9 protein-coding genes are annotated in these 12,427 nt (G+C 50.6%); 4 read left to right on the forward strand and 5 right to left on the reverse strand.

All coding sequences use genetic code 11. The features are described from left to right. Positions 1–3 precede the first annotated feature (3 nt). Positions 4–2,028 (reverse strand): ATP-dependent DNA helicase, encoded by a 2,025-nt coding sequence (locus H8K47_RS08165; RefSeq protein WP_186881059.1) that lies wholly within the window; start codon positions 2,026–2,028, stop codon positions 4–6. Positions 2,029–2,074: 46 nt separating this feature from the next. Next, complete coding sequence (locus tag H8K47_RS08170) at positions 2,075–2,275, reverse strand: YdcH family protein (RefSeq protein ID WP_186880917.1); 201 nt, start codon at positions 2,273–2,275, stop codon at positions 2,075–2,077. Positions 2,276–2,358: 83 nt separating this feature from the next. On the opposite strand from H8K47_RS08170, the gene H8K47_RS08175 reads away from it, so the two are divergent. After that, complete coding sequence (locus H8K47_RS08175) at positions 2,359–3,159, forward strand: PP2C family protein-serine/threonine phosphatase (RefSeq protein ID WP_186880918.1); 801 nt, start codon at positions 2,359–2,361, stop codon at positions 3,157–3,159. A 150-nt stretch (positions 3,160–3,309) separates the two neighbouring features. Here the strand turns inward: H8K47_RS08175 and H8K47_RS08180 are convergent, their stop codons facing one another. After that, positions 3,310–5,211 (reverse strand): type IV pilus assembly protein FimV, encoded by a 1,902-nt coding sequence (locus H8K47_RS08180; RefSeq protein ID WP_456243331.1) that lies wholly within the window; start codon positions 5,209–5,211, stop codon positions 3,310–3,312. A 253-nt stretch (positions 5,212–5,464) separates the two neighbouring features. Then, the gene (locus H8K47_RS08185; RefSeq protein ID WP_186880920.1) at positions 5,465–6,223 is read right to left on the reverse strand and encodes an RNA methyltransferase; all 759 of its coding nucleotides are present in this window, start codon (positions 6,221–6,223) and stop codon (positions 5,465–5,467) included. A 165-nt stretch (positions 6,224–6,388) separates the two neighbouring features. On the opposite strand from H8K47_RS08185, the gene H8K47_RS08190 reads away from it, so the two are divergent. From H8K47_RS08190 to mutS, 3 genes are all read left to right on the forward strand, one after another. Further along, positions 6,389–7,183, forward strand: a complete 795-nt coding sequence (locus tag H8K47_RS08190; RefSeq protein ID WP_186881060.1) for an inositol monophosphatase family protein — start codon at positions 6,389–6,391, stop codon at positions 7,181–7,183. A 125-nt stretch (positions 7,184–7,308) separates the two neighbouring features. Next, positions 7,309–8,688, forward strand: coding sequence for a DEAD/DEAH box helicase (locus H8K47_RS08195; RefSeq protein ID WP_186880921.1), 1,380 nt, complete (start codon positions 7,309–7,311; stop codon positions 8,686–8,688). Positions 8,689–9,129: 441 nt separating this feature from the next. Next, a complete protein-coding gene (gene mutS / locus H8K47_RS08200) occupies positions 9,130–11,760 on the forward strand; it encodes a DNA mismatch repair protein MutS (protein WP_230410172.1) in 2,631 nt (876 codons plus the stop codon). A 126-nt stretch (positions 11,761–11,886) separates the two neighbouring features. Here mutS and H8K47_RS08205 read toward each other — a convergent pair whose 3' ends face one another. Next, positions 11,887–12,423 (reverse strand): FKBP-type peptidyl-prolyl cis-trans isomerase, encoded by a 537-nt coding sequence (locus tag H8K47_RS08205; RefSeq protein ID WP_186880922.1) that lies wholly within the window; start codon positions 12,421–12,423, stop codon positions 11,887–11,889. Positions 12,424–12,427 lie beyond the last annotated feature (4 nt).

The raw sequence follows: 12,427 nt of genomic DNA on the forward strand, positions 1-12,427 counted from the left end.
CACTCAGACTTTAGCAGATGGCTGCACTGAACTTTCTATACTCAGCCGCTCAAAAAAAGCCACTACATCTGCCTCAAGCCGGGTGCGCGCAAAACCTGGCAGGCTTTGCCAGATTCGTTTACCGTAAGGCTTGGAAATCAGGCGCGGATCGCAAATCATCAACACGCCACGATCGGCCTCGTCGCGTATCAGGCGGCCAGCGCCCTGCTTCAGATTAATGATCGCCTCCGGCAACTGATGATGCACAAAGCCATTCATCCCCTTTTTCTCCATCGCAGTGATACGTGCTGCGAGCACCGGATCATCCGGCGGAGAGAACGGCAACTTATCGATAATCACCAGCGACAAGGCCTCACCGCGTACGTCCACACCTTCCCAGAAACTTTGACTGCCAATTAATACGCCATTGCCTGAATTTCTGAAGCGTTCCAGCAACTCCGTTCTGCCTGCATCACCTTGCACGAACAAGGGGAAATTCAATCCACGCTGCTCAAATTCTTCTCTCAGGCGTTCCGCACTGAAGCGCACTGCTTTCAGCGTGGTACATAACAGGAAGGTACGGCCCTTAGCCGCGGTAATGACAGGCAAGGCAGCATTAATCACGGCATCTGCATAGTCACGTGAATTCGGGTCGGGCATGCCATCCGGCACATACAAATAACCCTGCTCCTGATAATTAAACGGGCTGGGCCAGGTAAAAGCAGGCTCATTCCACAAGCCCATCTGCGACACGTAATGCGTGAAGTCGTTTTTCACCGCCATGGTGGCTGAGGTGAATATCCAGGCGCGCGGCACTCCTTCGCGCTGTTTGTTGAAAATCGGCGCTATCGATAAAGGCGTACGATGCAATTGCAGAGACACAGAGAACGCCTCTACCCACAACACATAATCACCCGCTTTCGCGGCATCTTTCGGTTCCGCATTCCAGTTATCGATCTGATCCTGCAGCATAATCGCACGTGCGCGGCATTGCTCCAGCGTTTCAGCACGTTCCGCCTGCTTTTCCAGCACTGCAATCATGTCGCTCATGCTGTCTTTTAAGGTATCCAGTGCCTCAAAAAACGGACTAGAAGTGGCAATCTGATCGATGGACAGGCGCACGATATCCTGCGGAAATGCGAGGCGCAGGTCACGTGCTGCTTTTTCTACCGATGCCACCAGTTTGGACCATTCCGCTCCATCGCGTGCATGTGACAAGCCTTCTGCATGCACATCACGGCATAATTCCAGCACCTGCGACGTTGACACCGTATCGCCGAAAAATAAGGTTGCAGTTTCCGGTAACTGATGCGCCTCATCGAAAATCACCGTATTCGCTGAAGGCAGTAACTCGGCTACACCGGTATCCTTAAGCGCCACATCCGCGAAAAACAAATGATGGTTAACCACTACTACATCGGCCTGCTGTGCTTCTTTCCTGGCTTTCATGACAAAGCAGTCCTGATAATACTGACACTCAGTCCCCATACAGGTATCTTTGGTGGAAGTGACCAGACTCCAGACGCTGGCGGTCTCGGGTACCCGTGACAGCTCAGACTTATCACCAGTCATAGTGGTCTTAATAAAGCGCGAAATATCGCGCAAATAGCCGACATCCTCACGACTGGTCAGGCGGCCATTTTGCTGGGTGCGCTCCAAATGGTAGTGGCACAGATAATTTGAACGTCCTTTAAGCAAAGCCACCGACACGGGCGCCTTCAGGATTTTTTTGATCGTTGGTATATCACGCAGAAACAGTTGATCCTGCAGATTTTTAGTCCCGGTTGAAACGATGACTTTACCGCCCCACAGCAGCGCAGGAGCCAGATAGGCATAAGTTTTACCGGTGCCGGTACCCGCTTCAGCCAGTAAGGTTTTTTGTCCGGCGATTGCATCTGAAATCGCTTTTGCCATTTCAGTCTGCGCCTGGCGTGGACGATAGCCAGGCAAGGCGGCACTCAAGGGCCCGTTAACACCAAAAATATGCTCTATGTCCTGATGGTGCAAACCATCTTTAGTATCAGTAGATAAAGGAGGGGTATCAGTCAAAATAGACAATCAATTTCAATCAAGGGGAAGCAGTTTGCCAGAAAAATCAGGCAGGCACATCAGGAGTCAGTTGCATTTTCAGTAAAGTTATGTGATCTTTGAGCTGCAACTTCCGTTTTTTCAGGCGGCGCAATTGTAATTCATCGTGTGCAGGATCTGCAGTCAGTGCATTTATGACCACATCCAGATCACGATGTTCTACTTCCAGCTCAATTATTCGTTGACGTACTTGTTCAGGATGGCTCATAGCCTTCAGCTTAAAGTAAAATAGTGTGAAATTTTGGATCGCCAAATAAACTGGCTTTCCGCTAGTGTAATCTACCGAGACGTATGAGCCAATATAAGATAGAAGCTGGCACCGGACAACATATCGGTGACCGACAAGAACAACAGGACCGGGTCGCCTTATTTGCGGCACCGCGTGCGCCCGGCTATATGATGGCAGTGGTAGCTGACGGCATGGGCGGCAAGAGCGGTGGCGCCCTTGCTGCAGAGCAGGTAATCCGTACCGCCAAACAACTGTTTGATGAATTTTACACCGGCAGCAATGTTGAATCTTTACTGGAAAACATACTTCAGGAAGCCCATACCGTCATTAAGCTGACTGCAGTTTCCTCTGAAAAAGAGCCCCACAGTACATTCGCCGCATTGGTCATCACACCACAAAAAGAAGCAATTTGGGCACATGCGGGTGATTCGCGCCTGTACCGCTTTAGCGGCCCTAACTTTGCCGAGAAAACCCGTGATCATTCCTACGTAGAAAAGCTGGTGGATGAAGGCAAGATACGGCCAGATGAAGCGAAAACACACAGATTATCCAATATCCTTGTGAACGTACTGGGCTCCAGTAACACAGCCCCGTTTATCACGTTTGGCAAATATCAGAACCTGACCGCAGGTGATAGCTTCCTTTTGTGCACAGACGGGCTCTGGCATTATTTTGACGATGCAGAATTGTCAGCAGCGGTAGCTGCCAATACGCCGAGACAAGCATCTGAGCTGTTGATACGTAAGGCGCGCGACAGAGGCGCACCTAAAGGCGACAACTGCACTTTTGCTATCGTTAAGCTGGTAGAACCACCGCCTGAGGTCAAAAACTACACAGTACAAAAAATGCGGCGGGCAGTCTGAGCCTGAAAATTGAGAGACAAGCGCGCAAATTTAGCGCCTGAGACTTCAACAAATCATGTTCAGCCATAAAAAAACGGGAAGCCTGGCTTCCCGTTTTTACATCCAAGTCAGATTCCCAGGCAACGACGTGCGCATTGGGCTAAACCCGGACTATTCTGGTTTCCGGAAATCGATCAACTCAAAATTGATGATATTACTATCATCTTCTGTTGCCAATACCGGTGTCGCCGGATCTGAACGTCCCACCACTTTGTCCCAGCCGTGACCAGGCGCTTCGATTGTACGATTACGCTCCAGCTCATTGGCGATGCTAATTAACAGCAGAATGTCGCGATACACAGGCAACTCAAAACCCATACGCTTTCCATCGCGATCATCCACCAGCAAACTCTGCAAGAATGGCAAAGCTTCATTGGTATTCCACATCGTGCAGATTTTCTTCATCAGATGCTCAAAATCATCCAATGTGCGAGAAGGCAGACTGGCTGGGTCCACTTCAAATTCAGGAATGTTTGCGTTAAAAAACACCACGAATCTGTCCCGCAAGTGATCGTATTTCTCTTTCTGGCCAACCACACGGTACAGGTCAAGCAAATACAACCAAGGCACCGGCGAGTCAGGCTGATCAATATCTGCCTGAGGCTCCAGAATTTCAATGGCACGTTCCGGATCATTGACCGACATCCAGAACTCAGCTTCTTGTGTTACATCCGAAATTTCTTCTACTTTTACCGTATGATTTCTGGTCGAGAAAAAATTAAAAGTGCTGCTATTCGTGTCTTCCAGCGAAGGCGTGAAATTTTTGCCAAAAACAGAATGTGCTTCCAGTTTTCCGGTATTTTTAAGCATAGGGTCTTGCGTACTGGACAGTACCGGACGCGCGGCTGATGGTACCGTACGTGCCAACAACTGCGACTCAGGCGCTTCAGCGTTGCCAGTCTGGGTGTAGGTCGCTTGCACGCTGTCAACCAACTCTTCAATATTTTTCTTTGTTTCAGGCTCTGGCTTACCTGCTTTTTGCTCCCACCAGCTCGCCGCATGTTTCTTATGCAATCTGCGTATATAGGCGAACAGCACGCCCGCCAGAGCAAGCGCCAGCACGAGCCCACCGGACAGAATAATGAGCCAGGTTTTGGAGACAGAATTCTCTCTGAGCTCATCAAACAAAGATTTGTCGAGTTGTATTTGTTTTTTTAACTGCAGCGTTTCCTGCTGCAGACTTTGTATTTTCAGCTTTTCCGCTTTTTCTGCTTTTTCTGTACTATCTGCTGGGACTTTTTCCAGCAGTTGCCGGGCTGGTGTTTCGCCTCTTAGCATTGCGGCGAATTGTGCTTGCGCCTGACGCAATTCCTCAATGTCCTGTGCGCCGGTTTTACTATTAGCAGCACCATTGGACAAGGTCTGGGCCATTTTCATGCCCTGGCTAGGCAATTCGTTGCTATCGCTCAGTTTTAATGCATCTTTTACAGGCTTTTCAATTGACTGAGCCGCACTATTTTTTGCTACCAACGGGGCTGCTGGTGTTGCTGCAACTTCACGTGCCTTTCGCTGAGGCCGAACAATTTCAGAGCCTGAATCCGGCAAGCCCCCGTCTGCACGTTTAGGAGTACGTGTTTTTCCAGCCGAGACCGCCACGCCCTCCTGTGCCCTTACTACAGAGGTGTTAACTTTCGCGGTACTAACAGGGCCTTGCAAATCAGTCAGGCCTTCCGGGGCAGCACTGATTTGTGGCGGATCGAGCAATATCAGGTATTCACGGTGCAGTTGCACTTCGCACTGGATATTGAGCAAAATTTTGATGGCTGGCTCGGAAATATTTTTGCGGCTTTGTAGCAACAAAAACGTGTTACCACCCCGCTGAGCCAATTGCAAATTTACAGCTGACAACAACACACCCTCGGTCGACTCGACCGAACCATGGATGCAGGACATATCGACAGAAGGACCGTCAGCACCGGTTAACTCAACTTGTGCCTTCAATATCTGTCCAAGGTAGGACTGAGAACGGACCGCACCTAATCCCAATGCATATGCCTGCCCAGTAGCACCCACGGCTAACGCGGAGGCGCATACCAGAAAAAGTGTGGATCTGCGAAACGGTAAAATGATAATTTCCCCAAAATGTCTTAAATATTGCAAGCCAATAAGAAGATTGGCATCAGATGCTAGCGTTATAACAAAACCAAGTCATGCTGAAAATATCAAATCGGAAATTTTTTACTCAAAAGCAATAAATAAAGTTAAATTCTTTTTTACACGTATCTCGTTCAGGTGTTTTTTGAATTCGCTTAACTCAACCTTGCCGTTATAGATTCTTTAGGTCAAGAATTTTCTTTGAGATACCGCGCAAAATGTTCACCTCTTCCGTTTCCAGTTGCGTGCGCGAGAACAAACGCTTCAATCTGGGCATTAATTTTTTAGGGCTGGCGGGATTCAGGAAGCCTATCGAGACCAAGGCATGTTCCAGATGCTGATACATACCTTCAATTTCCTCCGCATTCGCCAATTGCCCCTGAAAGCCAATTTTCCCAGAATTTTGTACTTCACTTTGAGCAGCCATCCTGCATTCATAAGCAATTAACTGTATGGCCTGAGCCAGGTTTAAGGATGAGTACCCGGGATTCGCGGGAATATTGACCAATACCTGGCTGTTCGCCACGACTTCATTGGGTAAGCCGAAGCGTTCATTACCAAAAACGATGGCCACCTTACCACTCAGTTTTTGCTGAAAATCTGCCGCCAGTTCACGCGGAGACTGTACCGGTGGGGAAAACTCCCGTAGTCTGGCGCTGACTGACGCTACCAGTTCACAGCCTTGTAATGCAGCAGCAACCGTATCCACGATCTGTGCCTGTTCCAGAATATCCTGCGCGCCACTCGCAAACGCAATGGCATCAGGATGACTCAATGCATCGGCAAATCTGGGGTTGACCAGCACCAAATGCTTGAATCCCATGGTTTTCATGGCACGTGCAGCAGCACCAATATTGCCCGGATGACTGGTTTCCACCAGCACAAAACGTAAGCGCTCAAAAAGAGATGTGTCAGTTTCTGTCAAGTTCATTTAAAATAGCGTTTATCTTCGTTAATTATATTCAGTAGAGCAAAACAGCCTGCTGCCAGATTGACGCTTGCTCTTTACCATTTTCATTATTGCAAACTACCGGCTTTGCTGTTTGGCAAATGCCTGCAGATTTGCCGTCATTTTATCGGAATAATTATGCATCCTATGCTCAATACGGCTATCAAAGCCGCTCGCCGCGGTGCGGCAGTCATCAATCGTGCGTCTTTCGACCTTGATCGCGTCAGTGTTACTGAAAAACATTTCAATGATTTTGTGACCGACGTTGATAAGTCCGCCGAAGCAGCCATCGTTGAAGTCCTTAAGAGCGCCTACCCAGAACACGCTATCCTGGCGGAAGAATCGGGTGCATCCGCTAATCTGCATGATGAAAATGAGTATGTCTGGATTATCGACCCTTTAGACGGGACGACTAACTTTATCCACGGCTTCCCTCAATATTGCGTATCGATTGCGCTGCAACACAAAGGCGTGATTACTCAGGCCGTCGTGTACGACCCTACCCGCAATGAAATGTTCACTGCCACCAAAGGCTCCGGTGCCTACCTGAACGAAAAACGTATCCGTGTTACCCGTTGCGACAAACTGGCTGACGCCCTGATCGGTACAGGTTTTCCTTCCCGCGATCTGTCCGGCCTCGACGAATACCTGCAAATGTTCAAAGTCATGACCGGCAAATGCCAAGGCCTGCGCCGCCCAGGCTCCGCTGCGCTGGATCTGGCTTATGTGGCAGTGGGCCGTCTCGACGGTTTCTTTGAAAAAGGTCTGGCACCTTGGGATATCGCTGCAGGTTCGTTGCTAATCACTGAAGCAGGCGGCATCGTTTCTGATTTCCGTGGAGAATCCGATTACCTGTACAAGGGTGATGTGATGGCAGGTACGCCGCGCGTATTTGGTCAAATGGTCAATGTATTGCAGCCATTTGCAGGCAGTGCTAAATAAGTGCCGGGCTAGTTCAGTATTTCGCTTTTTTTTAAGCATATGTTCCATTGTGCTTCGTCATCCGGCGAAGCACAGGTTTTACCGGGTTGATATAGTTCACCCGTGATTTCAGATTGTACAATCTCATGCCCTCATTTCACGAACTCGGCTTGTCCGAGGACATCGTTCGCGCAGTCAGCGAACAAGGTTACACCTCCCCTACTCCTATCCAGCAGCAAGCGATTCCAGCCGTCATTCAAGGCGGGGATTTGTTAGCAGGGGCACAAACCGGTACCGGCAAGACTGCGGGTTTTACTTTGCCGGTATTGCAAAGATTGCTGAGTCAGCCTAATGGCCCCAGCGACAAAACTTCACGCCGCCCTATTCGCGTACTGGTACTGACACCAACCCGAGAACTCGCCGCCCAGGTGCAGGAAAGCGTTGCCCTTTACAGTAAATATTTGCCTTTGAATTCCGGCGTTATTTTCGGCGGCGTCGGCATCAACCCGCAAATTAAGCTGCTCAAGCAAGGTGTAGACGTACTGGTCGCAACACCGGGCCGCCTGCTGGATCATCATCAGCAAGGCACGATAGATCTGCGTCATATCGAAATTCTGATTCTGGACGAGGCAGACCGCATGCTGGACATGGGCTTCATCCATGACATCAAAAAAGTATTGGCGATCCTGCCCCCAAAACGCCAGAACCTGCTGTTTTCTGCGACCTTCTCCGACGACATCAAAGCGTTGGCTGATCGCCTGCTGAATAGTCCGGCTATGATAGAAGTCGCGCGCCGCAACTCCACTGTAGAAGTCATTGCGCAAAAAATCCATCCGGTAGACCGCGATAAAAAGCATCCTTTACTGGCGCATCTGATTAAGTCACAGCAATGGTCGCAGGTATTGGTGTTCACCCGTACCAAGCATGGTGCCAACCGTCTGGTCGAGCAGTTAGGCAAAGAAGGCATTACGGCCATGGCAATCCACGGCAATAAGAGCCAGTCCGCGCGCACCAAAGCCTTATCGGAATTCAAGGATGGCAGTTTGTCTGTCTTAGTTGCTACCGACATCGCAGCGCGCGGTATTGACATTGACCAATTGCCTCACGTGGTCAATTACGATTTGCCGAACGTACCGGAAGACTATGTGCATCGCATAGGCCGTACTGGCCGCGCTGGCGCAAGCGGTGAGGCAGTCTCGCTGGTGTGCGTGGACGAGTTCAAACTGTTGGCGGATATTGAGAAATTCATCAAGCGTCAAATTCCGCAGGAAATCATCGACGGCTTCATTCCCGACCCGAATGCCAAAGCCCAACCTATCCAATTACGCAGCTTTGAAGGCCGCAATCATCCCGGCAATGGTCAGCGCAAAGCCCGTCCGGTAGGTAGCAACAAACCTCAGGCAGCCAAGGCACCAGCACGCCACGAGACAACTGGTCGCCCACAGCAGCCTAAGCCACGCAATGGCAATCTGTTAGGCGGTAAATCTGCAGGCCCGCGCAGATCCGGTAGCCGTGGCAACGGCTAAACCAAGCCAAATTACGCAGTAAGCACATCAGCACAAACAATACGCTGAATTGCTTGCTGCGTTTTTCTATCAGGCTTCACACCGTGTCCTGAGTAATTTCGATTCATATTTCATGCTTAAGCATCTGCGATGCGAATCACCGCCCGCGATCGCACGCCATCTTCAAGCTGCGCCACCTGCAGCCCAAATGCATACCTGGTGAGCGAGACCTCTTGCTATCCCTCTATCCTTCAACGTCATCCTCTATAATGTTAGCTTTTATGGCGGAACTTTTGCCCGACAGCTTACGACTCACCGCAGTATCTCTGCTGAATTCAAACGTTTCGACACATAGCGGCCAACAAACGATATACGAAGTGATCATCAGGCTAAAGTAACACAACAGCATGCCTGCTCATTTCTGGCAACCAGACAACATCATCCCAATAACAATAAAGATTTATGAGTAACGACAATTCCAAACATACGCCGATGATGCAGCAATATCTGCGCATCAAGGCGGACCATCCGGATACGCTGGTGTTTTATCGCATGGGCGATTTTTATGAACTGTTTTTTGGCGATGCAGAGAAAGTATCGCGTCTGCTGGGCATCACCCTGACCCAGCGTGGCAGCTCAGGTGGCGAGCCTATCAAAATGGCAGGCGTCCCTTTTCATTCGCTGGAACCCTATCTGGCCAAGCTGGTTAAGATGGGCGAATCTGCGGCGATTTGTGAGCAGATCGGTGATCCGGCCACCAGCAAAGGGCCGGTAGAGCGCAAAGTCATGCGCGTCGTCACGCCTGGCACCCTGACCGATACTGATCTGTTACCTGAAAAATCAGAGCGACCACTGCTGGCGCTGTGCCTGACGCAACAAAGAAAAACTATTACCGTCGGCCTATCCTGGTTGTCCTTAGCCAGTGGCGCCTTGAAACTGATGGAGTTTTCCAGTGATGAAAAATCGCTGCCGCAGCGCTTACAACATGAGCTGGAACGTATTGCTCCGGCGGAGATTCTGATTTCAGCCGGCACGCTGATGCTGGATGAACATAGACAAGCCCTGCCCGGTAAATTTTCGGAAGTCGCAGACTGGCATTTCGATATCAAGCAAGGACAAAAAGCACTACAGGATCAGTTGGGCACATCAACACTGACTGGTTTTGGCGTAGAAAACATGTCTGCTGCACTGGGCGCGTCCGGTGCCTTGTTACGCTACGCAGAAAGCACACAAGGCCGCGGCTTAAAGCATGTCAATGCACTCAGCGTGGAAAATGAAGACGAATTCATCGGTCTTGATACTGCTACCCGGCGCAATCTGGAACTGACTGAGACCTTGCGTGGCCAGGAAGCACCAACCTTGTTCTCATTGCTGGATCATTGCAAAACGTCTATGGGATCACGTCTGTTGCGTCACTGGTTGCATCATGCGAAGCGTGATCAGCGCGTGGCACGCTCACGCCATCAGGCGATCAGGGCAATCATGAGCGCCGATTCGACCGAAGGCCTGTCCAGCGCGCTCAATGCAATTCCTGACATAGAACGCATTACCACCCGTATCGCCTTGCAAACTGCACGGCCGCGTGACTTGTCCGCATTGCGCGATGGGATGCAACATCTGCCCAGTCTGCGCAATTATGTGAGCCTGTGTGTCGCCGATAACCAGACCAGTCTGCTGACGCAGATATTGCAGGATTTGCAGACCCCTGCAGAATGCCTGGATTTACTGGAACGCAGTCTGTTACCACTGCCAGCCACCATGGTGCGTGATGGTGGCGTGATTGCCAAAGGCTACGATGCAGAACTCGATGAACTGCGAGCACTCTCGGAAAATGCCGGGCAATTTCTGGTTGATCTGGAAGCGTCAGAGCGTGAACGTACCGGGATCGCCAATCTGCGGGTCGAGTACAACCGGGTACATGGCTTTTACATCGAAGTCACGAATGGGCAAGCGGATAAAGTGCCGGACAACTACCGACGCCGTCAAACCCTGAAAAATGCTGAACGCTATATCACGCCAGAATTAAAAGCCTTTGAAGACAAGGCGCTGTCTGCGCAAGAGCGCGCACTGGTCAGGGAAAAAATTCTCTACGAGCAGTTATTGCAGGATTGTTTACCGCATATCGCACAGCTGCAGACCATCGCTCATGCGGTCGCCAGTCTCGATACCCTGGTCAGCCTGGCAGCACATGCCAGCAAGAATAACTGGTGTGCGCCTGAACTGATTGATGCGCCCAGCCTCAACATCAGCCAGGGCCGCCATCCGGTTGTCGAAAATCAGATTGAACGCTTTATCGCGAATGACTGCAAACTGGATGCGGATAAAAAATTATTACTGATTACCGGCCCGAATATGGGTGGTAAATCGACCTTTATGCGCCAGGTTGCCCTGATCACCCTGCTCGCATATGTGGGCAGCTATGTGCCAGCGCACAGCGCGACGATAGGCCCTATCGACAGGATTTTCACACGTATTGGTGCAGCCGATGACTTAGCCGGCGGACGATCCACCTTCATGGTAGAGATGACAGAATCGGCAGCCATCCTGCACGGCGCCACAGAAAACTCCCTGGTACTGATGGATGAAGTTGGTCGCGGTACGTCGACCTTTGACGGGTTGGCGCTGGCTTGGGCAATTTCTAAACATCTGATACAAAGCTCCAGAAGCTTTACTCTGTTTGCAACGCACTATTTTGAATTGACGCAGCTGCCAGACACCCATCCGAGTGCGGAAAATGTACATCTGTCGGCGGTGGAGCATAAGGAGAACATTGTGTTCTTACATGCGGTGCAGGCCGGACCGGCGTCGCAGAGCTATGGCTTGCAAGTCGCGCAGTTAGCTGGCATACCGCAGTCAGTGATACGCTCGGCACGTAAGCATCTGGCGGATCTGGAAGCACACTCCTTGCAAAGTACACCACAATTTGATTTATTCTCCGGCGTCAGCAGCGCGCCTGAGGCAGCAGCAGAGCCGGCCATCAGCGAGGAAGAGCAACAGGCGCTGGATGCCTTGAAAAAGGTCGATCCGGACAACTTGTCCCCGCGTGAAGCACTGGACGCACTGTATGAATTGAAACAACTGCTGGGAAAATAAGGCCTTCCTTTACTTTACGAACACAGCGCCCCCCAAAAAAAAGCCGCAGATTTAAGATCCGCGGCTTTTTTTCATCGCCCCTGCGCTCACCTTCCCATGCAGGTAAATCCTGAAGGGATGCATTGTTCAGTGAATATGATGGGTGCGGTATTCATCGCTATCGTCACCGTCTTCATCGTCATGGTGATGGCCGTGTGCGCCGTGAACATGACCGTGTGCCACTTCGACGTCAGACGCCGCGCGTACATCGTCCACCGTCAGGCTGAAACGCAAGGCCACACCCGCCAGCGGATGATTGCCATCCAGCACCACTTTATCTTCAGCGATATCGGTAACGGTAAAGATATGGCTTTCACCCTCATCGGACTCTTCCGGCATGCCTTCAAATTGCATACCAACTTCGAGTGGGCTAGGAAAACGGTCACGTGGCTCAACTTTAACCAGTTGCGCGTCATAGTCACCAAACGCATCTTCCGGCTCCAGTTGAATCTCAGTGGAGTAGCCGGTTTCCTTGCCTTCCAGGGCTGCTTCGATCTTCGGGAAGATATTGTCATATCCGCCATGCAGATACACCATAGGCTCCTGACCTTCTTCGATCAGATTGCCTTGCGCATCCGACAAAGTGTAGCGGGCGGTAACAACTGAGTTTTTGACAATCTTCATACGA

Origin of the sequence: Cognatundibacterium rugosum (genome assembly GCF_014284365.1) — a bacterium.
GTDB classification, from domain to species: domain Bacteria; phylum Pseudomonadota; class Gammaproteobacteria; order Burkholderiales; family Burkholderiaceae_D; genus Undibacterium; species Undibacterium rugosum.

What these genes read in the sequence shown, in the direction of transcription:
- H8K47_RS08205 (WP_186880922.1), bottom strand. Translation starts at nt 12,423, where the DNA reads ATGAAGATTGTCAAAAACTCAGTTGTTACCGCCCGCTACACTTTGTCG.
- mutS (WP_230410172.1), top strand. Translation starts at nt 9,130, where the DNA reads ATGAGTAACGACAATTCCAAACATACGCCGATGATGCAGCAATATCTG.
- H8K47_RS08175 (WP_186880918.1), top strand. Translation starts at nt 2,359, where the DNA reads ATGAGCCAATATAAGATAGAAGCTGGCACCGGACAACATATCGGTGAC.
- H8K47_RS08195 (WP_186880921.1), top strand. Translation starts at nt 7,309, where the DNA reads ATGCCCTCATTTCACGAACTCGGCTTGTCCGAGGACATCGTTCGCGCA.
- H8K47_RS08185 (WP_186880920.1), bottom strand. Translation starts at nt 6,223, where the DNA reads ATGAACTTGACAGAAACTGACACATCTCTTTTTGAGCGCTTACGTTTT.
- H8K47_RS08170 (WP_186880917.1), bottom strand. Translation starts at nt 2,275, where the DNA reads ATGAGCCATCCTGAACAAGTACGTCAACGAATAATTGAGCTGGAAGTA.
- H8K47_RS08190 (WP_186881060.1), top strand. Translation starts at nt 6,389, where the DNA reads ATGCTCAATACGGCTATCAAAGCCGCTCGCCGCGGTGCGGCAGTCATC.